Origin of the sequence: Vibrio sp. IB15 (assembly GCF_016406055.1) — a bacterium.
Taxonomy (GTDB): Bacteria; Pseudomonadota; Gammaproteobacteria; order Enterobacterales; family Vibrionaceae; genus Vibrio; species Vibrio chagasii.
On the sequence record NZ_JAEFCE010000020.1, the window covers coordinates 50769 to 72995 of the forward strand.

The window sequence follows — 22227 nt, forward strand, 5'->3', positions numbered from 1 at the left end:
TAAAAATAAAGTTGCATTAGTGGCACCTAACCTTGATAATTTCGGGTCTTATCACGAATTATCTGTGAGGAATCGGTGCCACGGGCCTTTTAATTTCAGTACTTGTACTGACCTACCTTGTGGCGATGTCATTGAATTAACGTTGTAAATTACTGCTAAAAACATGGCTGAGAAACGCAATATTTTTCTTGTTGGCCCAATGGGCGCCGGCAAAAGTACAATTGGTAGACACCTAGCTTCCCAACTTCATATGGAGTTTCTAGACTCTGACACTGTGATTGAAGAGCGCACTGGCGCAGACATCGCATGGGTTTTTGATGTTGAGGGCGAAGAAGGTTTCCGTAAGCGCGAAGAATCTGTAATCAACGATCTGACTGAAGAGCAAGGTATTGTTCTAGCGACAGGCGGTGGTTCAGTGATGAGCAAAGAAAACCGTAACCGTCTATCTGCACGAGGCATTGTTGTATACCTAGAGACAACAATTGAAAAGCAACTTGCTCGCACAAATCGCGACAAGAAACGCCCTCTACTTCAAACAGACAACCCGCGTGATGTGCTAGAAGATCTAGCTGTATCTCGCAACGCACTATACGAAGAAGTGGCGGACTACACAGTTCGTACTGACGACCAAAGTGCAAAAGTGGTAGCCAACCAGATCGTAAAAATGCTAGAAGAACGTTAAGTTCATTTTTTTCGGAGAGCAAACCCATGGAACGGATTACGGTCAATCTAGCTGAGCGTAGCTACCCTATCTCTATTGGCGCCGGGTTATTTGACGACCCGGCGTACCTTTCTTTTTTATCAGGCAAGCAGAAAGTCGTTGTTATCAGTAATGTGACAGTAGCGCCTCTTTACGCTGATAAAATTCTATCTTTACTGGATCAAGTTGGCTGTCAGACATCTCTTCTCGAGTTACCTGATGGTGAGCAATACAAAACGCTTGAAACGTTCAATTCAGTGATGAGCTACATGCTTGAAGGAAATTACAGCCGCGATGTGGTGGTGATTGCTTTAGGTGGTGGTGTTATCGGTGACTTGGTCGGCTTTGCTGCATCTTGTTACCAGCGTGGTATTGATTTCATTCAAATCCCGACAACGCTTCTTTCTCAAGTGGACTCTTCTGTTGGTGGTAAAACCGCAGTAAACCATCCTCTTGGTAAGAATATGATCGGTGCATTCTACCAACCAAAATCTGTGATCATCGATACCAACTGTTTATCAACGCTTCCTGAGCGTGAGTTTGCAGCGGGCATTGCTGAAGTCATCAAATACGGCATCATTTACGATGAAGCCTTCTTTGATTGGTTGGAGCAGAATCTAGAGAAACTTTATCAACTTGATGAACAAGCACTGATTACTGCAATTGCTCGTTGTTGTGCAATTAAGGCTGAAGTGGTTGCTCTAGATGAAAAAGAGTCAGGAATCAGAGCGTTATTGAACCTAGGTCATACATTTGGTCATGCGATCGAAGCAGAACTAGGCTATGGTAATTGGCTACATGGTGAAGCTGTGTCTTCAGGTACTGTAATGGCAGCGAAAACTGCTCAGTTGCAGGGACTGATCACTCAGCAGCAGCTTGAGCGAATTATTTCTATACTCAAGAATGCGAAACTGCCAGTTCATACGCCAGAAAGCATGTGTTTTGAAGACTTTATGACGCACATGATGCGTGATAAGAAAGTGCTGTCTGGTCAATTACGTCTGGTATTGCCAACAAGTATTGGTACTGCTGAAGTGGTTGCTGATGTGCCTCAGGACATCATTAAACAAGCGATTGATTTCTGCCGTACTCTTTAAATTTGGTTGTGAGGTTGCCTAGTTAAATTCTAGGCAACTGAAGCGTTTTACTGATCGATCTAATCAGTAGGGATCCGCAATGAGTTTGGCTCATGAATTAAGAGTATTAGAGTTAGAGTCTCAAGTTGAGCTGCTAGAGCGCTTACAGCTTTTGACTAACTTTGGTTCAAATCTAGTAACGGTGGCTGGTAAACCTGGCTCTGGCCGTTCTTGGTTAGCACAGCGTTATCTCGAAGCTTGGGCGACAGAAAAAAATCAGTGTTTACTGCTTTGTCATCCAAGCCAAGACGACCAACAACGCCGCGCGCTTATTCTTAGCCAAATTGTTTCTGATCCGCTATTTAATCAACATGACTCCTTATCTGATAGCCTAGCAAGGTTGCTGGATGGTGAGCCGTGCAGCGTGGTTATCGTTGTCGATGATGCCCACCGACTCTCTGAGCTATTGGTCTCCGAACTATGGATGTTGGTACTGGAAGCTCAAGCTAATCCCCAATGGACGATCAATGTCGTTCTTTTCTCAGAAATTGGTCACCTAGACACCTTACTCACACGTCTAAGTTACGGCCAACAACACAAGCCTATCGATCTTGAGATCGATGACCTTTCGCAACCAGAAGCTGAACATTTCTTTGAATCACTGGTGATTCGATATGTGGATGATGAGTCTGAAACTCGTGTGCGACGTGCGTTTAACAAAGCGCAACCTCTGCCTGGCGAGTTAATGGCTTTAGGAGAATTGAAAGTGGAAAAAAGGATTATTATTCGCTCAATCATTGGCTCACCAATCAATATCGCGATTGTGGTAGCCCTGTTGCTGTTGTTAATTGGTGGTGGTTATTGGTGGATGTTCAGCCAACCGACCCCGGATGACAAAGCGCAATCTCTGATCGCACCAATCGAGCAGACTGCTATTCCAACGTTTGAAGTGGACAGTGGCTCAGAACAAGCTGGTGTTGAGGGAGTGGTAGACACTGAAACGTCAACTGATATCAGTTATCAAGGCGCTGATGATGACAGTTCATCTTTGCCACCGGTTGTGGTGGAAGAGACGGCTAGCGTGGGTGAGGTTGAGCAAGACCAACAGCGTGTCGTGATTACTTCGGATGTGGTTGATGCTCTACTGGATGATAAAGCTCAGAGTGCTGATACCAGTGCCATTGATGCTGCGGTTGAAGAGAACACTCAAGTAGAGGCTAATTCACAGGCTGACGCTGAAGCGGTTGCTCCAGCTGATGAAGAATCTGACTTAACTGAATCAACGCCTCCGACTAAGAAGATCACCTTCTCGTTTTCTCGTGAGGAGCTACAAGCTATCTCACCGCGAGCGTACACCTTACAGTTGAGTGCGATGACTTCACTGGAGGATGTGCAATCTTTCATTGAAGAATACGACCTAGAGAACAAGGTTCGTATTTACCCAACTCTGCGTAGCGATACCAAGTGGTTTATCATCACTTACCAAGATTACCCAACGATTCAGGTGGCACGAGATGCGGTAAGTACACTCTCGAAACCACTTCAACAGTTAGAACCTTGGGCAAAATCGATGAATCAGGTGCATCGAGAGATAGAACGTGCGAAATAACCCTGAGCTTAGTCTCAAAATATGTTACATTCCGCAGCCGTATTTTTGTGTTGATAGATAGAGCAGTAAATGAAAAAGCAGCGTGCCTTTCTAAAATGGGCTGGTGGTAAATATGGCCTAGTTGAAGACATCCAACGTCACCTGCCACCTGCTCGTAAATTGGTAGAACCATTTGTTGGTGCTGGTTCTGTGTTTTTGAACACGGACTATGAACAGTACCTGCTGGCTGATATCAATCCCGATCTTATCAACCTGTACAACCTACTTAAAACCGACCCTGAGACCTACATTGCGGAAGCAAAACGCTGGTTCTGCCCTGAGAACAATCGCAAAGAAGCCTTCTTAGATATCCGAGCTCAGTTCAACGATACTGACAATGTTATGTATCGCTCACTTGCTTTCTTGTACATGAACCGATTTGGCTTCAATGGCCTGTGTCGCTACAACAAGAAAGGCGGTTTTAACGTTCCGTTTGGTTCTTACAAAAAACCTTACTTCCCAGAAGCCGAGCTGGAGTTTTTTGCTGAGAAAGCGAAAAAGGCTACCTTCGTGTGTGAGGGATACCATGAGACTTTTAGCCGTGCCCGTAAAGGTTGCGTGGTTTACTGCGATCCTCCGTACGCACCGCTGTCAAATACCGCTAACTTTACCTCTTACGCAGGTAATGGCTTTAGCTTAGATGATCAAGCAGCACTGGCTGACGTTGCTGAAAAAGCGGCGACAGAACGCGGCATCCCTGTTTTGATTTCTAATCACGACACGACATTAACGCGCCGCTTGTATCATGGTGCAGAGTTGAACGTGGTGAAGGTGAAACGCACCATCAGCCGTAATGGCGCTGGTCGTAACAAAGTGGATGAGCTACTCGCGCTGTTCCATCAAGATAAAAACCAGCAACACGCTGCAGCAGAATAACCTCGATCCCCTCAAATTGAGTGACCAACAGGTACTTTCTTAAACTAATCTTTCGAACTGCTAGGATCTGCCTAGGTGCTTAGGTAGAATTGCACACCAAATAGTCTTGGGGTTGAATCTTGTATGCGTATGAGGTGCCACCAAGGCGGTGAACTCGCAATTTACTTACTCTTAAGAGGTTTGGTATGAAAGATTTTCTAATCGCTCCATCAATTTTGTCTGCAGATTTTGCTCGTCTTGGTGAAGACGTTGAAAAAGTACTCGCAGCCGGTGCCGATGTTGTGCACTTTGATGTGATGGATAACCACTACGTACCTAACCTGACTTTTGGCGCGCCTATCTGTAAAGCACTACGTGACTACGGTATTACTGCTCCAATCGATGTTCACCTAATGGTGAAGCCGGTTGACAACATCGTGCCTGAGTTTGCAAAGGCTGGCGCATCGATGATTACCTTCCACGTAGAAGCATCAGAGCACATCGATCGCACTCTACAACTGATCAAAGAGCACGGCTGTAAAGCGGGCGTGGTTCTTAACCCAGCGACACCACTATCTTGCCTAGATTACATCATGGATAAAGTAGACATGATCCTATTGATGTCTGTGAACCCAGGTTTCGGCGGTCAATCTTTCATTCCTCACACTTTAGATAAGCTACGTGCGGTTCGTAAGTTGATTGACGAATCCGGTCGTGATATTCGCCTAGAGATCGACGGTGGTGTAAAGGTGGATAACATTCGTGAAATCGCAGAAGCGGGTGCAGATATGTTCGTTGCTGGCTCAGCGATCTTCAATCAACCAGATTACAAAGAAGTGATTGATGAGATGCGTGCAGAGCTTGCAAAAGTAAACGCATAAAAGTAGAACTAGGGTCAGTTGACCTAAAATCAAAAAATTTAGATTAAGGGGGCTGATTAGCCCCTTTTTTACGTCTTATTGCTCAACACATGAGACGAATATAATTAATAGGAAAGTAAGATGTCATTAAGCTCAATAAAACTGATCGCCTTTGATTTGGATGGAACCTTGTTAGACAGCGTGCCTGATTTGGCAGTAGCTGCTGACCAAGCTTGCCAGGAGCTAGGCTTCCCTTCAGTGAGTGAAGAACAAGTTCGTGATTACGTAGGTAACGGTGCTGACGTACTTATCGGTCGTTCACTAAGCCGTAACCTAACCGTTGACCCAAACTTAGATCCAGATCTTCTGAAGAAAGCACGTATCTTGTTTGATGACTTCTACGAGCAGGGCGGTCATAAGCTAAGCCACCTTTACCCATTAGTAAAAGAGACCTTGGCAGAGCTGCACCAAGCGGGCTTTACTATGGCATTGGTAACGAACAAGCCATCGAAGTTTGTGCCAGACGTGCTAGCGCAACACGGTATCGATAAGTACTTTGTAGATGTACTTGGCGGTGATTCTTTCCCAGAGAAAAAACCGAACCCAGTAGCGCTAAACTGGTTGCTAGAAAAGCACAATGTGAAAGCAGAAGAGATGCTAATGGTTGGCGATTCAAGTAATGACATTAAAGCGGCAAAGAATGCGGGTTGTCATTCGTTTGGCCTGACTTACGGCTACAACCACGGTGAGCCTATTTCAGCATCAAACCCTGACTACGTGGCAGATAATGTCGCGCAATTGCTCGATGTCGTTCTAGTTTCTGCATAAAGCGGACAAAAGTTAGCTAACCCACTAGCAAAATACTTATCAATGAGTACACTGGATGAGCCGCGCAGAAAGAGCTGTGCGGCTTTTCTATATTTAAGTTAAGAAGCTAAGCCATCAATTGACTTAGCGAATAAGCAAAGGAATTAAAACCATGAGCAAGCCCATCGTATTGAGTGGTGTTCAACCATCTGGTGAACTAAGTATCGGTAACTACTTGGGTGCTCTACGTCAATGGCAACAGATGCAAGATGACTATGATTGCCAATACTGTGTGGTAGACCTTCACGCAATTACGGTTCGTCAAGATCCGAAAGCACTGCATGAAGCGACTCTAGACGCACTAGCAATCTGTCTTGCTGTCGGTGTTGATCCAAAGAAGAGCACGCTATTTGTTCAGTCTCACGTACCAGAGCATGCTCAACTTGGTTGGCTTCTTAACTGTTACACACAAATGGGTGAACTGAGCCGTATGACTCAGTTTAAAGACAAGTCTGCGCGTCACTCAAACGACGTAAACGTAGGTCTGTTTGATTACCCTGTATTGATGGCTGCGGATATCCTGCTTTACGGTGCTCACCAAGTACCTGTAGGTAGCGACCAGAAACAACACCTAGAGTTAGCGCGTGATATCGCAACTCGCTTCAACAACATCTACTCGCCAGAACAGCCAATCTTCGAAGTGCCAGAACCGTACATCCCAACAGTGAATGCACGTGTAATGAGCCTACAAGATGCGACCAAGAAGATGTCTAAGTCAGACGACAACCGTAAGAACGTGATTACTCTGCTAGAAGAGCCTAAGTCGATCATCAAGAAGATCAACAAAGCGCAAACCGATGCAGAAACACCGCCACGTATTGCTCACGATTGGGAAAACAAAGCGGGTATCTCTAACCTAATGGGCCTTTACTCAGCAGCGACGGGTAAAACGTTTGAAGAGATCGAAGCGCAGTACCAAGGCGTTGAGATGTACGGTCCGTTCAAGAAAGATGTAGGCGCAGCATTGGTTGAGATGCTTGAGCCGATTCAAGCTGAATACCACCGTATCCGTGCTGACCGTGCCTACATGGACGCAGTAATGAAAGCCGGTGCTGAAAAAGCGTCTGAGCGCGCAGCAGTAACGCTGAAGAAAGCATACGAAGCCGTAGGTTTTGTAACTCGCCCATAGGGTGAATCAAAACCTTCCGCGATAAAATCTAAGCCCAAAGTGACTATGTTTACTTTGGGCTTTTTAGTGCCCGCTACATCTGGCTCTCCAACAATTATGCTGTTTGAATTGATAATCTACGTATTTAATGGCTAACATATTTGTAAAATCAATGCTGTGCAGAGTATCTTATTAAATAAGCTTGGGTTTTATAAATGCGTGCTCGTTTCTATTTATGTTGGAAATATATAGCGTGCCAAACAATTGATGATTCCAAAGTGATAAGTTCCTCATTTTCTTGCCAACTGACTTATTCCTTTCATAAATAAACCTGATAGTTACCACAAAATACATGACTGCCCATAGATGGCAGTAATTATAAATCGATGAACTCAGGTGAAACGGATGGCTCTTTTACACAAACCTTCATTGCTAGCAGTGGCAATTGGTAGCTTGTTAACGACAAGCGCACACGCTGATTTGTTTATTTCACAATATGTGGAAGGCGGCAGCTACAACAAAGCGGTTGAGATTGCCAACAGCGGTGATAGCAGCATTAATTTAGATGGTTATTCATTGGCTAAATCAGCGAATGGCAACGGATCATGGGGCGCCACTTTACCTTTAGATGGCCACGTTTTAGCGCCTGGTGAGGTACTGGTTGTTGCGCATAGCAGTGCAAGCGATGAGATTAAAGCCGTCGCTGATATTCTTAACGCTTCATTGGCTAATCACAATGGTGATGACCCATTGGCTATCTTGAATGCAGACTCAAGCGTGTTGGACATGGTTGGCGTGATGGGCGATGTCGACTGGGGTAAAGACGTTACCTTGGTTCGTGCTGACCAAACCCCATCGGCGACGTTTGACGCTTCACAGTGGGTATCGCTACCAAAAGACAACATTGAAGGCCTAGGTTCCTTAGACAATGTTGAGTTGCCAGAAGCCTTTGCTTGTACGCAAGATGGCTCAGACCCAGTATTCACCACCATTCAAGAAATCCAAGGTGAGGGCGCGACATCGCCGTTCATCGATGGCTACCCGTACATCACCGACGATGAGTATTTCGTAAAAGGGGTGGTAAGCGCGGTCACTACCGGCCTAACTAAAGGTTTCTATCTGCAAGCTCTTGAGGATGACTTCAACTCAAGCACTTCTGAAGGTCTATTTGTTCATACTAACCAATCTAGCTCAGAATTAGCTGCAGGCGATGTGGTGTGTGTGAAAGGTAAAGTACAAGAATACTACAGCCACACTCAGCTTAAAGTTGAAAACAATCAATGGTTAAAGCAAGGCGAGCAGGACGCACCTGACGCGACAGACATTGAAGTATTAGACACTGACGAGAACTTCGCGGCGACACTTGAACGTTACGAAGGCATGTTGGTGAAAACAACTGAAGCGCTAGATATGCGTGTAACGCGTACCTTCGGTTATGACTACGCAGGTCGTCGTAACAACATGGTTTTGGCGCATGAGCGTATCAACATGCAACCAAACCAACTTTTCGCAGCGGGTTCTGATGAAGCGAAACAGCAAACAGAAGACAATGCTGACCGTCGTCTTTTCGTAGAGACTGACCAAAAAGCAGGTGATGGACAGGTTCCTTTCTACCCAGATTTTGGCCGTACTGACATCGACCAAGATGGCTCAACGGAAGACTACATCCGTATTGATGACACCATTGTTGGTCTAGAAGGCGTGTTGACCTACAGCTATGGCGAGTACCGTCTGATTCCGACTAACCAGATCACGGCTGAAAACTTCATTCGCAACGACCCACGTACCGACAAACCAGACATGGATGAAGGCGACCTACGTATTGCGACCTTTAATGTATTGAACTACTTCAACTCACCATTTGGCGGTGATGCGAATCAACATGGTAATAACCGTGGTGCAAACACCATCACTGAGTTTGAGATGCAACAAGAGAAGATTGTAAACGCGATTCTTCGCTTGGATGCTGACATCATCGGCTTGATGGAAATCGAGAACAACGGATTTGGTGAAGGTTCGGCAATTCAACAGCTTGTGAACCAACTGAATGATCGCATTGAGCATAAGAAAGACCGTTACACCTTTGTGGCTGTCGACTCTAATGAAGATGGCGTTACCGACGAAATGGACTCGATCGGCACTGATGTGATTACTACGGGTGTTATCTACCGTAAGAAGGTGGTTAAGCTTAAAGACAGCCGTGTCATCGCGATGCCAAGCCAGCAAGCACCAGAGGTGTTAGACGACTCAGGTAAGGTGATTGAAGATGGTAAGAACTACCAACGTGACTCATTGGCACCAACCTTTAAGGTGAAGGGCACCAAAGAGAAACTGACTGTAGCGATTAACCACTTTAAATCGAAAGGTTCTAAGTGTTGGGAAGATGCTGCCCCTGTTGAGCAAGGCGGTCAAGGTGGTGTAGATGCCGATAAGCAAGGCTCATGTGAGAACTTCCGTGTTGCAGCGGCGGTTGCGTTGGGCGAAGCACTCGATAGCATTGAAGGTCACAAAGTGATTCTGGGTGATATGAACTCGTATGGCATGGAAGACCCAATGCTAGTGCTGACAGATTACTCTGAAGAGAAGTATGGCAAGCAGATCAAAGCAGCGCGTAACACTTACATTAATGGCGTTGAGCAGTTTGGTGATAACGGTGCGGTGATTACTAAGAACTACGGCTACATTAATGCCGTAGCTCAGAAGCACCCAGACAGCTGGAGCTACTCATACAACGATGAAGTTGGCGCTTTAGACCACTTATTGGTGAGCGAGAGCTTAAAAGACATGGTTGTCGACGCGACCGACTGGCATATCAATGGTGGTGAATCGACGCTATTTGACTACAACGAAGAGTACAAAGGCGACCTGCCTAAGTATCAAGACCACTTCCGTTCATCGGATCATGATCCAGCGGTTCTTGAGCTAAAAGTCGGTGGTTCGTTTAGCTTTGGCGCGTTGATGTCACTGTTTGGCTTAGCGATGTGGCGCCGTCGTAAGTAGTGAGTGAATCAGCTTTACTGCTAACGGTGAAAGTGAGTACACGTCACCGAATGCGGATAATTGACAGTTATCTGTAAACAATTAAGGTCAACCTAGGTTGGCCTTAATTATTGGTGAAATGCAGTTTCCACTTGCCTTTCGCTATGGGTATTGCACAATACCGCCCCTATATCTCCCAATCATTTAGTATTTAGCAAACGATTTCACTCATGTTACTTATCATCGATAACTACGACTCTTTTACCTATAACTTATATCAGTATTTCTGTGAGTTAGGGGTAACTGTAAAAGTTGTACGCAATGATGAAATTGATATTGCGGGCATTGAAGCGCTGAATCCTAGTCACCTTGTGATATCCCCAGGGCCTTGTACACCGGATGATGCGGGTATCTCTCTACAAGTCATAGAACACTTCGTTGGCAAGTTGCCAATCTTAGGTGTGTGTCTTGGCCATCAAGCCATTGCTCAGGTGTTTGGCGGTGAAGTGGTGAGAGCAAGACAAGTGATGCACGGTAAAACCTCACCGATACGCCACAATGGGAAGAGTGTTTTCCAAGGTCTGAATAACCCACTAACCGTCACGCGTTACCACTCCCTTGTGGTGAAAAACGGCACACTACCAGATTGCTTTGAACTGACTTCTTGGACAGAGCTTGAAGATGGCAGTATGGATGAGATCATGGGCTATCAACACAAAACCTTGCCAATTGATGCGGTTCAGTTCCACCCTGAATCGATTAAAACAGAGCAAGGGCACCAACTTCTGGCTAACTTTTTAGCACGTTAAGTGTTTAAAGCAGGTGTTTTACTCTCCTAAATAGGTGAGCTTAACCTGCGAACTCCTTCGTTATACGTTTTAATTCGAGTTTTACCGAGCTCGATCCTTCTGACGCCGATCACTTTTTATAACATTTCTTCCTCACCAGGCTAAGTTTTTAGCCTATGCAAAGTTATTCGCCGTATTTCCTTTTGAACCCAATATACCGCTGTGCCAGTAAGGCTTTGCCTTTGCAGGATAGGCGCATACGTAAAAAAAGCTTCATAAAACAGGTTGATTGATGCATAAATAGTCATAGGTAGTGAGGTTTAGCTGGTTGTGAGGGATGGCTAAAGAATAATCTACTATTGAAAACGTTAATTAAATGTAAATATAATGCTGCGGCGGGATTGTAGCGAGACAAAATTTTTTCGTCTCACTTATGAATCATTACGCTTATTTGCGAAGCTTGCGGTATCGAGAAGGAATGTACGATGACAGTGGAAAATAATGTAGAACGTAGTCTGTTTAATGAGGTGATGGTGCCTTGTTATAACCCAATGGAAATGATCCCGGTAAAAGGGGAAGGCGCACGTGTATGGGACCAACAAGGGCGAGAGTATATCGACTTTGCTGGTGGTATTGCTGTGAGCTGTTTGGGTCACTGTCACCCAGCAATGGTGAATGCCGTTACTGAGCAAGCAAATAAGATTTGGCACCTAAGTAATGTAATGACTAACGAACCTGCACTGCGTCTAGCGAAGAAGCTAACTGACGTATGTTTTGCAGAAAAAGTATTCTTTGCGAACTCTGGCGCAGAAGCGAATGAGGCAGCACTTAAGCTAGCTCGTCGTTGGGCAGCGGTTGTTCACGGTCCTGAGAAATCTGAAATCATTGCATTCAAACAAGGTTTCCACGGTCGTACTTTCTTTACTGTAACCGTTGGTGGTCAAGAGGCTTACTCTGATGGCTTCGGTCCAAAACCTGGCGATGTAACTCACCTGCCTTACAATGATATTGCGGCTCTAGAAGCGCATATCTCTGATCGCACTTGTGCAATCATGATGGAACCTCTGCAAGGCGAGGGCGGTATCATTTCTCCAACGGCTGAGTTCGTGAATACGGTTCGTGAACTGTGTGACAAGCACAATGCACTGCTGATTTTTGATGAAGTACAAACAGGTAATGGCCGTACTGGTAACTTCTATGCTTACCAAGGTCTGGGCGTGACGCCAGACATTCTAAGCACAGCGAAGTCTCTAGGTGGCGGTTTCCCTATCGGCGCAATGCTGACGACGTCTGAACTGGCTACACACCTTAAGGTTGGTACGCACGGTTCTACATACGGTGGTAACCCACTGGCGTGTGCGGTAGCTGAAGCAGTGGTTGACGTAGTTAGCCAACCTGAAACTCTAGAAGGCGTAAAAGAGCGTGAAGCGCTATTCCGTGATGGTCTAACTAAGATTAACGACAAATACCAAATTTTCAGTGAGATTCGTGGTAAAGGCCTATTGTTAGGTGCTGCACTGAATGACGAATGGCAAGGACGAGCGCGTGACGTATTAGTAGCAGCAGGCGAGCAAGGCCTAATGGTACTGGTTGCGGGTGCAAACGTGGTTCGTTTTACTCCATCACTGGTTATCACTAAACAAGAAATTGAAGAAGGCTTATCAAAACTAGACAAAGCAATCGCTACGCTAGTTTAGCCTGAGCGGCGTCATAGGAATGATCGCCATTAGAGCGATCCCATGACGTACTGCTAAAGGCCCAAGCTTCTGGTTTTGGGCCTATTTTGCATCTGGAGGGAATATTGATGCTAGTTGTTCGCCCAATAAAACTGTCTGATTACGATGCGCTGCACACCTGTGCAGTTGAATCAGGTCATGGATTCACATCTCTTCCGGTTAACGAAGAATTGTTAACTAACCGAATTACCCATTCTGAATACAGCTTTGCGAAAGCAGACGTGACCGAACCCGGTGATGAAGGCTATCTAATGGTGGGTTTCGACGCTGAAACTGGCGAAGTTGCTGGTACAACAGGCATCGAAGCTTCCATTGGCTGGGATGTGCCTTTTTACTCGTACCACATCAGTAAAGTGGTTCACTCTTCACAGCGCCTTAAAGTGAATAACGTGGTTAAGCTGTTGACGTTTGGTAATAACTACACAGGCTGCAGCGAAATTTGTACGCTGTTCTTACGTCCTGATTACCGCAAAGGCTTAAACGGTCGACTGATGTCTAAGTGTCGTTTCCTACTGATGGCTGAGCACCCAGAGCGTTTCTCAAAAACGATCTTTGCTGAGATGCGTGGTGTATCAGATGCAGAAGGTAACTCGCCATTCTGGAAGTGGTTGCAAGAGCACTTCTTCTCGATTGATTTCACACTAGCCGATTACCTAACGGGGATTGGTAAGAAAGGCTTCATCGCAGACCTTATGCCGAAACTGCCAATCTATGTAAACCTATTGAGTGAAGAAGCTCAGGCGGTGATTGGTCAAGTGCACGATAATACCCGCCCAGCATTGAAACTGTTGGAACGTGAAGGTTTCACGAATCGTGGTTATGTCGACATCTTTGATGCGGGACCAACGGTCGAGTGTGATTTAAGAAACATCGAATCTGTACGTCACTCTATTCGAGCACAGGTTCAAATTGCAGAGCACTCTAGCTCTAAAGACTTCCTAATTGGTAATACCTCATTTGAGAACTTCCGCGCAGTGGCCGCGAAAGGTGCGTATGACCAAGCAAGCGATACAGTGATTTTATCATCTGAAGTAGCAAGCGCTCTTGAAGTAAAAGAAGGCGAATTCGTTCGCATGTTGGCTCAATAAGAGCGGCGATTATCTGTCGAAGATTTTAAGGATAGAAGTATGACTCAGTGGATAGCAGGACAATGGGTAGCGGGTCAAGGTGATGCCATGACATCAGTAAGCCCATACAACAATGAAGTAGTGTGGCAGGGTGATAGCGCAACACCGGCACAGGTTGAATCTGCAGTGGCAGCGGCTCGCGAAGCGTTCCTAGTTTGGAAAAAACTGAGCTTTGCTGAGCGTGAAGCGATCGTGTTGAAGTTCGCAGAAAAAGTAAAAGAGAACAGCGAAGAGATCGCGCAAATTATCGCAAAAGAGACGGGTAAACCTATTTGGGAAACTCGCACTGAAGCGGGCGCAATGGCGGGCAAGATCGCTATCTCTATTCGTGCTTATCACGAGCGTACCGGTGAAGCATCACGTGAAGCGGCTGGTAACCAAATTGTACTTCGTCACCGTCCATTGGGCGTGATGGCGGTATTTGGCCCTTACAACTTCCCAGGTCACCTACCAAATGGTCATATTGTTCCTGCATTGCTATCGGGAAATACAGTGGTATTCAAACCTTCAGAGCAGACGCCTTGGACAGGTGAGTTCGCAATGAAGCTATGGCAAGAAGCGGGTCTTCCTGCTGGCGTAATCAACCTAGTGCAAGGTGCTAAAGAGACCGGCATCGCACTGGCTGATGCTAAAGGTCTTGATGGCGTACTATTTACAGGTAGTGCTAATACGGGTCATATCCTGCACCGTCAATTCGCGGGTCAACCGGGCAAGATGCTGGCACTAGAGATGGGTGGTAATAACCCTATGGTGATCAGTGACCAATACGGTGACGCAGACGCAACGGTATACACCATTATCCAATCAGCGTTCATCAGTGCTGGTCAACGTTGTACATGTGCTCGTCGCCTGTATGTTCCTGTTGGCGAGAAGGGCGATCTGCTACTCGACAAACTGGTCGCAGCGACGCAAAAGATTCGTGTTGATCAGCCATTTGCTGAACCTGCACCTTTCATGGGGCCTCAAATCTCTGAAGCTGCCGCTAAGTTTATTCTAGACGCACAAGCTAACCTGCAGTCTCTGGGGGGTGTCAGCCTAGTAGAGGCAAAAGCAGGCGAAGCGGCGTTTGTTTCTCCGGGCATTATCGATGCAACCAACATTGCTGACCTGCCAGATGAAGAGTACTTCGGCCCATTGCTACAAGTGGTTCGTTATCAGTCGCTAGAGCAAGCGGTTGAATTAGCTAACGACACACGCTTTGGTTTGTCAGCAGGTTTAGTATCGACAGACGATTCTGAGTGGGAATACTTCGTTGACCATATCCGTGCGGGTATTGTTAACCGCAACCGCCAACTCACAGGCGCAAGTGGTGATGCACCATTTGGTGGTCCGGGTGCTTCTGGCAACTTACGCCCAAGTGCTTACTATGCGGCAGATTACTGTGCTTACCCAATGGCTTCAATGGAAGGTGGTGAAACTCAACTGCCAGCTACGTTTAGCCCAGGTATCGAGCTGTAGTTTAGATTGATATTGAGCGAAAGCTCATTCATTAGTTATGAAATAAGGAAGCAGCGTATCGCTTCCTTATTTTAACCACGCTCAGCGTCAAGATTGGGCGGTAGATAATAATAGAACAAGTATGTCACAGGCTGATGGCTGCTGACTTTGTGTCTCAGTCTCTCCCTTTCTAATCCAAATCACTAGCTTGCTAGAACCTCTGACAAGGAGTCACCATGACGCCCGATCTACTCTTTAAATCACTATGGGACGATTACATTCACAGACTTTGCCCGTCGGCAGAGAAAGTACATCACTTGCTAAAAGAAGATGAAGCGCTGATCAATGATCACATTGCATTGCGTACTTTTAATGTTGCCCCTCTAGGTATTGAAACATTAGCCAAACCTTTCCTTGAGCTAGGTTACAAAGCATGTGGCGATTACTTGTTTGAAAGCAAGAAGCTAGTGGCTAAACACTACGAACACCCAGACCCAAAACAACCGAAAGTGTTCATTAGTGAGTTGAAGGTAGAAGAGTGTTCTGGTGAATTACAGCAGATCGTTGCCAAATTGGTTGAGCAGGTTGATGCAAGTAAGTTAGAGGGACACGAATTCCTATTTGGTGGCCGCCTTTGGGATTTGAGCTTCGCTGATTTCCAACTGTTAGCGAAGGAGAGCGAATACGCCTCTTGGTTAGCCGCTCACGGTTACGGTGCTAACCACTTCACGGTTAGTGTCAATCAACTGAACAAGTTCGATGAAGTACAAGCAGTGAATGACTACCTGAGTGATGCTAGCTTTACGATTAACGCATCTGGTGGTGAGGTAAAAGGCTCTCCAGAGGTGTTATTAGAGCAATCATCAACAATGGCAGACAAAGTGCCAGTGGCATTTGTTGAAGGCAATGAGATGATTCCTGGTGGCTTCTATGAGTTCGCTAAGCGCTATCCAATGGCCAATGGTGAGCTTTATACCGGTTTTGTTGCTGCATCGGCGGACAAGATCTTCGAAAGCACCAACGGTTAAAGAAAGATACGATTACGGTTTTTGCCCTAGAAACTCGGGTACGCTTCGCTTCGAGAATGTTTACAAGGCGAGAGCCTCATGTGTTCCATTCGTATCTCGTATCTCGTATCTTCTCTCAATAAAGAAAAAGCCACCAAATTCGCATTTGGTGGCTTTCATATTTTTGACTCAGTTAATCGAAATTAACGAGTGCCGTATACCACGATAGTCTTACCGTGTGCAGAAATTAGGTTCTGCTCTTCTAGCATCTTCAAGATACGACCTACTGTCTCACGAGAACAACCAACGATTTGGCCAATCTCTTGACGAGTGATCTTGATTTGCATGCCGTCAGGGTGAGTCATTGCATCTGGCTGTTTCGCTAGGTTTAGTAGCGTTTGAGCGATACGACCTGTTACGTCAAGGAACGCTAAGTCACCAACCTTTTGGCTAGTTACTTGTAGACGGCTTGCCATTTGCGCTGAAAGACGCATTAGGATGTCTGGGTTCACTTGGATAAGTTGACGGAACTTCTTGAAAGAAATTTCAGCTACTTCACAAGGAGATTTAGCACGAACCCAAGCTGTACGCTCTTGGTCTTCTTCGAACAAGCCTAGCTCACCGATGAAGTCGCCTTGGTTTAGGTAAGAAAGAATCATTTCCTTACCTTCTTCGTCTTTAATAAGAACTGCCACAGAACCTTTAACGATGTAGTACAAGGTCTCTGCCTTTTCACCAGCATGGATCAAAGTACTTTTTGAAGGGTACTTATGAATATGACAGTGTGAAAGGAACCACTCTAATGTTGGATCGGTTTGAGGTTTACCTAGAACCATAATATCTCACTTCCTCTGCAGGGTATGCTTGCCGCTTTCCGTATTTTAGCTAAGCCTGAATTGACTTCTTAGGATAAGAGCACTCGATGAGCGCTGCAAGCTATCTTGTGTTTCGTTTAAGAATAGTATCCTTTTTCAGGTACTATTTCTTGATTTTAATCGTGACCAAGCTACGATTTTTTACGCAAAATTGTGCACATGATCACGGTATGAAAAGTAATCAGCCAGAATGTCGTTTTGTTAACCTATTTTCCCAGTTTCGATGAGTTGTTGTAGGATTGGCCTCACAATGAGCTCCATAGCAAAGCTCATCTTACCACCTGGCACCACTAGTGTGTTATGACGAGACATGAATGAGCCATCAATCATGGCCAAAAGATACGGGAAATCGACGTTTTTGATGCCGCGCAAACGTATAACAACGAAGCTTTCATCTAAACTTGGAATCCCTTTGGCGTTAAGTGGGTTTGATGTATCTACGGTTGGGACACGCTGAAAGTTGATATGAGTACGCGAAAATTGCGGGGTAATATAGTTAAGGTAATCATCCATTGAACGAACAATGGAGTCCATTACTGCTTCGCGTGAGTGGCCACGATCGCGTGTGTCACGAACGAACTTTTGAATCCACTCTAGGTTTACGATAGGAACCATGCCAATCAGCAGGTCGACGTGTTGAGAGACATTAATGTCGCCATCAACCACACCGCCGTGTAGACCTTCGTAAAACATCACGTCTGAATTTTCAGGGATATCTTGCCATGGCGTGAAGGTGCCAGGCATTTGATTATAAGGCACAGCTTCATCGAACGTATGTAGGTAACTACGTACTTTACCAGTACCTTCATTACCGTACTTACGGAAAAACTCTTCTAATGCTGCGAAGTCGTTGGCTTGTGGGCCGAAGTAGCTGATGTGCTTACCTTGCTCACGTGCCTTGCGGATCTCGACGTCCATTTCTGGTCGAGTGAAGCGGTGAAAACTATCCCCTTCAACCCAAGCAGCCTTCACGTCCATCATATTGAACATTTTTCGGAAGGCTTCTGAGGTAGTGGTGGTGCCGGCTCCTGAAGAACCCGTCACCGCAATAATTGGATGTTTAGCGGACATGACAACCCTTGTCTTATGAGTAACTTACTTGTTAGCAATCGTTTTCCACTATAACACGGCTCTGTGTTAAGCGCAGCTTAGAAGCGTTTTGTGAGCTGGATATCAACGGTTTCGTGCAGTTCGGAAAACACGATATTGGCCTCACCAGAAGCTAATTGATGTTTCACTTGGTCAATCTTGTTTTGTAGAGAGATCTCCACGTCGCCGTAGTCTGTACCCTCACGCAGTACGAATTCCTTGATGAGGTTTTCCAGCGTATCAGGCTCGATGTCTTTCCATGGGATGATCATAAATACTTCTCTCTTTTATGTTCATTGATATGTTGATGAGTGTGTCTAGTGATGTTTATAGTGCAACCCCAATTAGGGACTGCGCTATCTTACCAAGGTTTCGCGTTTATATTTAGCAAGGCTTCGTCGTTATGCTGAACCTTGGATACTTTCATAATAGGCTGGTAGCGCTTCTTCTAACCAAAACCTTGGTTTTAGTGTACTACCAGTAATGAACCCAACATGACCCCCTTTCTGGAACAAGCGATAATCGATGTTATCCGGCAGAACGAACTTAGGAATCACATCATCGGTCATAAAAGGATCGTCTTTAGCGTGGATGATCTGAGTTGGTAGCTTTATCTTATTGAGCTTAGGAAGAGCCGAGCACTGTGCGTAATAGTCTTGAGCGTTCTTGAATCCATGCAGAGGCGCGGTGATTCGTTCATCAAACTCATACAACTTATCAATCCTCTTGATTGTCTCAGCGGTGATGTCGAGCTTCTCTTGCAGCAGGTTAATCTTTTTTAGGGCGTTTGATTTGAGAGAGCTGAGCAGGTACTTCTTGTAGAGCTTAGAGAAGCCTTTCTCAATGCGACTCGCGCAACAAGCTAGATCAAAAGGGGCTGACACTATGGTTGCTGCTGATAGCAGGGGATCGCCTGCATACTCAGCCAGATAATTTGCTAGCATGTTTCCGCCTAAAGAGATGCCGACCGCCACCTTAGGGTTGTTGGGAAACTGTGCGTGCAGGTGTCTTAGGAAAAAGCGAGCATCTTCGACTTCGCCAGAATGGTAGGCACGTGCCAAGCGGTTCGGTTTACCGCTACAGCCTCTAAAATGCATCATCACCGACAACCAACCATCCTTGGCAAACGCATTCATCAGCCCGTTGGCATAAGGGCTCTCAAAACTGCCCTCTAATCCGTGAAACAGAATAAAGATAGGTTTGTTGCTCGTCAGTTCATCGTTATCTGGTGATTCACTCCAAGCAAGGTCTAGGAAATCACCATCAGGCGTTTCTAAGGTTTGCCATGTAGGATGGAACAACGCCTGCTTTCTGATAAACCTTGGCACTAAAGTTTGTAAGTGTGGGTTAGATAAACCAGCCGCTGCGGTAAATATGGTCATAAAACAGTCCGTGCTTTTTATGGGCTTTGAAAAGTATTAAGTATTGCGATGCGCCCACGTTTTTATTTGAGCTTGGTTGATTCTCGGTGCAAGCGCAAGCCTTTCACTGAGACTCAATGTAAAACATGTTGTGAGTAACTGATTGAATATTATCAAACTTGTACGAGCTAGCCTCTGCTTGCTATGAGCACTCGTTTTGCTAGGTGCAGCGAAATATCAATACGAGAGTAAGCTTGTACCGGAACAACTCAAAAGAGAAAGAAAACGAGTTAAGGCTGAGGGGCGGGTTCAGAAAATGCGTCATAGAGATTTTCTGCCCCGAGTAGACGACAATATTGCAGAGCCAACGGCGCTTGTTGATTAGTGAACAGTTGCAATGAGTTGATACAGTCGACAAGATCGGATTGCTGCTGCTTCTCAAGTTGCAGTTCAAACTGTAAGGCTTCACGGTATAGAGAGTCGACAACATGCTCTTTAAGGTGTTTACGTAACTCTCGATAACTATGAAGTAGGGTTTCGGAGCGGCTTAAGCACTGCTGTACTTTGTGCCACTCTTCTTCTGCAAAAGACACTTGCTGCTCATCGAGCCATTTGAGGAGCAGCAGTAGATTGACGTTGCCGTGGAACTGGTTTTGCAAAGTTAAGCACGCATCTTTAACACCGCGCACACTGTAATACTGAAGGCTAAATTGCCATAGTCGTTCCAGTGTTAGTGATATTGGGGCGTGCTTTGGGCTCATAAGTTATCCATATCCTGTTCCATCTGCTCAAGCTCTTCTTGAGTGGACATCCAATCCATTTCAACTTCTTCAAGTTGTGACTTACTGCTCGCTTGTAGGGCGAGTACTTCATTCAGTTTAGCCTTATTTTCAGCTTCATACAGTGAAGTGTCGGATAATTGTTGCTCGGCTTCTTCAAGAGCAAGCGTCAGTTTATCCATCTGCTTTTCAAATTGAGTCAGCTTTTTACGGATTGGTGCGGTTAACTTACGGAACTCCGCTTCTTTACGCTTTTGCTCTTTTTTCGCAGCAGCACTGTTGGCACCATCTTTCGCTGGAGCCTGCGCTTGTGCTTCTTTGCGTTCCACTTTTTGCTGTTCGGTTAGCCACTTGTAGTAATCGTTCAGGTCACCGTCAAACGGCGCAACTTGGCGGTCGTGCACAAGGTACAGGTCATCGGTAGTTGCACGAAGTAGGTAACGGTCGTGCGATACGATAACCATCGCGCCTTCAAACGTCTGTAGAGCAAATGTCAGAGCCTGACGCATGTCGAGATCCAAGTGGTTAGTTGGTTCATCGAGTAGCAACAGGTTCGGTTTTTGCCATACCAGCAGCGCCAATACTAAACGTGCTTTCTCGCCACCTGAGAAAGGAGTCACTTTATCCAGTGCTTTCTCGCCTTGGAAGCCAAAGCTACCTAGATAATCACGCAGCTGCTGTTCGGTGTGTTTAGGCGCAATCTGCATCATGTGTTGCAGTGGTGTCTCTTCTGGGTGCAGCGTTTCTAGTTGATGCTGTGCGAAGTAACCAATCTTAACGCCTTGTGAGTAGCTCAGCTCGCCACCTTGCTGTTTCAGTTCGCCAGAAAGCAGCTTAATAAGTGTCGATTTACCTGCGCCGTTACGACCCAGTAGACCGATACGGCTACCCGGAACAAGGTTAAGGCGAATCTTCTCTAGGATTAATTTGTCATCGTAGCCTGCAGAGACCTCATCCATCATCATGATTGGGTTTGGTAGTGCGTCTGGTTCTCTGAACTCAAAGCTGAATGGGTTATCAAACTGAGCTGGCAGTACTTGTTCCATTTTCTCTAGCGCTTTAATACGGCTTTGCGCTTGGCGAGCCTTTGAAGCTTTATAACGGAAACGGTCGATGTAGCTCTGCATGTGAGCCATCTGCTTTTGCTGCTTCTGGTACATCGCCTGTTGCAGAATCAGTTTTTGCGCTCGTTGATTCTCAAACGATGAGTAGTTACCTGTGTACTCATTTAACTTTTGGTTTTCTACGTGCACGATGCGGTTGACGATAGGGTCTAAGAAGTCTCTATCGTGCGAGATAAGAATCAGTGTGCCAGGGTAGCTTTGTAGCCAACGCTCTAGCCACATTACCGCATCTAAGTCCAAGTGGTTGGTTGGCTCATCGAGCAGCAGTAAGTCACTGCGGCACAGTAGGGCTTGCGCTAGGTTCAAACGCATACGCCAACCACCTGAGAATTGGGTCAGGTTCCACGTCATTTGTTCTTGGCTAAAGCCTAGGCCGTCTAGCAATTCGGCTGCGCGAGCCTTAATACTGTAACCACCAATGGTTTCTATCTTGCCGTGAATCTCTGCGACGAGTGTGCCGTTGTCGGCTACTTCCGCTTTTTGCAGCTGACCTTCAAGGCCACGATATTCACGGTCACCATCAATCACGTATTCAATTGCTGTTCTTTCTAATGCTGGGGTTTCTTGAGCAACCCACGCCATTTCCCAGTGAGCAGGTTTGCTGAATGAGCCAGCATCAATCGATAGTTCGTCTTTAATTAAAGCGAACAGCGTCGATTTACCACAGCCGTTTTTACCCACCAAGCCAATCTTGTCGCCAGGGTGAAGAGTCGCAGATGCTTGGTCGAGGAGGGGCTTACCGCCGCGTAGCAATTGAATATCAGAGAAAGTAATCATAGAAATAGCATTGAAATTAGAGATGAACAGACGC

19 protein-coding genes are annotated in these 22227 nt (G+C 45.9%); 13 read left to right on the top strand and 6 right to left on the bottom strand.

Features of this window, described 5'->3' with window-relative positions:
* The first annotated feature begins 163 nt into the window (after positions 1-163).
* The 13 genes from aroK (at position 164) to JC606_RS09860 (ending at position 16209) form a co-directional block, all read left to right on the top strand.
* Entirely contained in the window at positions 164-682 is a 519-nt protein-coding gene (aroK, locus tag JC606_RS09800; RefSeq protein WP_004737165.1) for a shikimate kinase AroK, read from the top strand.
* 26 nt (positions 683-708) lie between these two features.
* A complete protein-coding gene (aroB, locus tag JC606_RS09805) occupies positions 709-1797 on the top strand; it encodes a 3-dehydroquinate synthase (protein ID WP_198778509.1) in 1089 nt (362 codons plus the stop codon).
* 79 nt (positions 1798-1876) lie between these two features.
* The gene (locus JC606_RS09810; protein WP_137406899.1) at positions 1877-3385 is read left to right on the top strand and encodes an SPOR domain-containing protein; all 1509 of its coding nucleotides are present in this window, start codon (positions 1877-1879) and stop codon (positions 3383-3385) included.
* Positions 3386-3454: 69 nt separating this feature from the next.
* A complete protein-coding gene (locus tag JC606_RS09815; RefSeq protein WP_004737168.1) occupies positions 3455-4300 on the top strand; it encodes a Dam family site-specific DNA-(adenine-N6)-methyltransferase in 846 nt (281 codons plus the stop codon).
* 185 nt (positions 4301-4485) lie between these two features.
* Positions 4486-5160 (top strand): ribulose-phosphate 3-epimerase, encoded by a 675-nt coding sequence (gene rpe, locus JC606_RS09820; protein ID WP_008222304.1) that lies wholly within the window; start codon positions 4486-4488, stop codon positions 5158-5160.
* Positions 5161-5280: 120 nt separating this feature from the next.
* A complete protein-coding gene (locus JC606_RS09825; RefSeq protein ID WP_102425602.1) occupies positions 5281-5967 on the top strand; it encodes a phosphoglycolate phosphatase in 687 nt (228 codons plus the stop codon).
* A gap of 151 nt (positions 5968-6118) precedes the next feature.
* Positions 6119-7135: a tryptophan--tRNA ligase gene (gene trpS, locus JC606_RS09830; RefSeq protein WP_137406898.1), complete on the top strand. Its 1017-nt coding sequence runs from the start codon at positions 6119-6121 to the stop codon at positions 7133-7135.
* Positions 7136-7519: 384 nt separating this feature from the next.
* On the top strand, positions 7520-10114 hold the full coding sequence (locus JC606_RS09835; RefSeq protein ID WP_137406897.1) for an ExeM/NucH family extracellular endonuclease: 2595 nt from the start codon (positions 7520-7522) through the stop codon (positions 10112-10114).
* A 209-nt stretch (positions 10115-10323) separates the two neighbouring features.
* On the top strand, positions 10324-10902 hold the full coding sequence (locus tag JC606_RS09840) for an aminodeoxychorismate/anthranilate synthase component II (protein ID WP_102425085.1): 579 nt from the start codon (positions 10324-10326) through the stop codon (positions 10900-10902).
* 464 nt (positions 10903-11366) lie between these two features.
* Positions 11367-12578, top strand: coding sequence for an aspartate aminotransferase family protein (locus JC606_RS09845; protein ID WP_137406896.1), 1212 nt, complete (start codon positions 11367-11369; stop codon positions 12576-12578).
* 107 nt (positions 12579-12685) lie between these two features.
* The gene (gene astA / locus JC606_RS09850; protein WP_061033630.1) at positions 12686-13705 is read left to right on the top strand and encodes an arginine N-succinyltransferase; all 1020 of its coding nucleotides are present in this window, start codon (positions 12686-12688) and stop codon (positions 13703-13705) included.
* Positions 13706-13744: 39 nt separating this feature from the next.
* Positions 13745-15202: a succinylglutamate-semialdehyde dehydrogenase gene (gene astD / locus JC606_RS09855; protein WP_102425083.1), complete on the top strand. Its 1458-nt coding sequence runs from the start codon at positions 13745-13747 to the stop codon at positions 15200-15202.
* Positions 15203-15417: 215 nt separating this feature from the next.
* Complete coding sequence (locus JC606_RS09860; RefSeq protein ID WP_102425082.1) at positions 15418-16209, top strand: DUF1338 domain-containing protein; 792 nt, start codon at positions 15418-15420, stop codon at positions 16207-16209.
* A 182-nt stretch (positions 16210-16391) separates the two neighbouring features.
* Here JC606_RS09860 and crp read toward each other — a convergent pair whose 3' ends face one another.
* From crp to JC606_RS09890, 6 genes are all read right to left on the bottom strand, one after another.
* Positions 16392-17024: a cAMP-activated global transcriptional regulator CRP gene (gene crp / locus JC606_RS09865; RefSeq protein WP_004410522.1), complete on the bottom strand. Its 633-nt coding sequence runs from the start codon at positions 17022-17024 to the stop codon at positions 16392-16394.
* Between the two features lie 240 nt (positions 17025-17264).
* The gene (locus JC606_RS09870; protein WP_004737178.1) at positions 17265-18134 is read right to left on the bottom strand and encodes a phosphoribulokinase; all 870 of its coding nucleotides are present in this window, start codon (positions 18132-18134) and stop codon (positions 17265-17267) included.
* 77 nt (positions 18135-18211) lie between these two features.
* Positions 18212-18424 (bottom strand): YheU family protein, encoded by a 213-nt coding sequence (locus tag JC606_RS09875; protein ID WP_004737179.1) that lies wholly within the window; start codon positions 18422-18424, stop codon positions 18212-18214.
* 129 nt (positions 18425-18553) lie between these two features.
* Positions 18554-19534 carry a hydrolase gene (locus tag JC606_RS09880; protein ID WP_198778510.1) on the bottom strand — a complete coding sequence of 327 codons (981 nt, stop codon included), beginning with the start codon at positions 19532-19534 and terminating at the stop codon, positions 18554-18556.
* Positions 19535-19803: 269 nt separating this feature from the next.
* Positions 19804-20274, bottom strand: coding sequence for a TIGR02444 family protein (locus JC606_RS09885; protein WP_137406894.1), 471 nt, complete (start codon positions 20272-20274; stop codon positions 19804-19806).
* Positions 20271-22193 (bottom strand): ABC transporter ATP-binding protein, encoded by a 1923-nt coding sequence (locus tag JC606_RS09890; protein ID WP_137406893.1) that lies wholly within the window; start codon positions 22191-22193, stop codon positions 20271-20273. Before JC606_RS09890 ends, JC606_RS09885 begins: the two co-directional genes overlap by 4 nt.
* Positions 22194-22227: the final 34 nt, after the last annotated feature.

Coding starts and splice junctions, on each gene's coding strand:
- astD (WP_102425083.1), top strand. CDS start 13,745: ATGACTCAGTGGATAGCAGGACAATGGGTAGCGGGTCAAGGTGATGCC.
- rpe (WP_008222304.1), top strand. CDS start 4,486: ATGAAAGATTTTCTAATCGCTCCATCAATTTTGTCTGCAGATTTTGCT.
- trpS (WP_137406898.1), top strand. CDS start 6,119: ATGAGCAAGCCCATCGTATTGAGTGGTGTTCAACCATCTGGTGAACTA.
- JC606_RS09825 (WP_102425602.1), top strand. CDS start 5,281: ATGTCATTAAGCTCAATAAAACTGATCGCCTTTGATTTGGATGGAACC.
- JC606_RS09860 (WP_102425082.1), top strand. CDS start 15,418: ATGACGCCCGATCTACTCTTTAAATCACTATGGGACGATTACATTCAC.
- astA (WP_061033630.1), top strand. CDS start 12,686: ATGCTAGTTGTTCGCCCAATAAAACTGTCTGATTACGATGCGCTGCAC.
- JC606_RS09810 (WP_137406899.1), top strand. CDS start 1,877: ATGAGTTTGGCTCATGAATTAAGAGTATTAGAGTTAGAGTCTCAAGTT.
- JC606_RS09875 (WP_004737179.1), bottom strand. CDS start 18,424: ATGATCATCCCATGGAAAGACATCGAGCCTGATACGCTGGAAAACCTC.
- JC606_RS09815 (WP_004737168.1), top strand. CDS start 3,455: ATGAAAAAGCAGCGTGCCTTTCTAAAATGGGCTGGTGGTAAATATGGC.
- JC606_RS09890 (WP_137406893.1), bottom strand. CDS start 22,193: ATGATTACTTTCTCTGATATTCAATTGCTACGCGGCGGTAAGCCCCTC.
- aroK (WP_004737165.1), top strand. CDS start 164: ATGGCTGAGAAACGCAATATTTTTCTTGTTGGCCCAATGGGCGCCGGC.
- JC606_RS09835 (WP_137406897.1), top strand. CDS start 7,520: ATGGCTCTTTTACACAAACCTTCATTGCTAGCAGTGGCAATTGGTAGC.
- crp (WP_004410522.1), bottom strand. CDS start 17,024: ATGGTTCTAGGTAAACCTCAAACCGATCCAACATTAGAGTGGTTCCTT.
- JC606_RS09840 (WP_102425085.1), top strand. CDS start 10,324: ATGTTACTTATCATCGATAACTACGACTCTTTTACCTATAACTTATAT.
- JC606_RS09880 (WP_198778510.1), bottom strand. CDS start 19,534: ATGACCATATTTACCGCAGCGGCTGGTTTATCTAACCCACACTTACAA.
- JC606_RS09870 (WP_004737178.1), bottom strand. CDS start 18,134: ATGTCCGCTAAACATCCAATTATTGCGGTGACGGGTTCTTCAGGAGCC.
- JC606_RS09885 (WP_137406894.1), bottom strand. CDS start 20,274: ATGAGCCCAAAGCACGCCCCAATATCACTAACACTGGAACGACTATGG.
- aroB (WP_198778509.1), top strand. CDS start 709: ATGGAACGGATTACGGTCAATCTAGCTGAGCGTAGCTACCCTATCTCT.
- JC606_RS09845 (WP_137406896.1), top strand. CDS start 11,367: ATGACAGTGGAAAATAATGTAGAACGTAGTCTGTTTAATGAGGTGATG.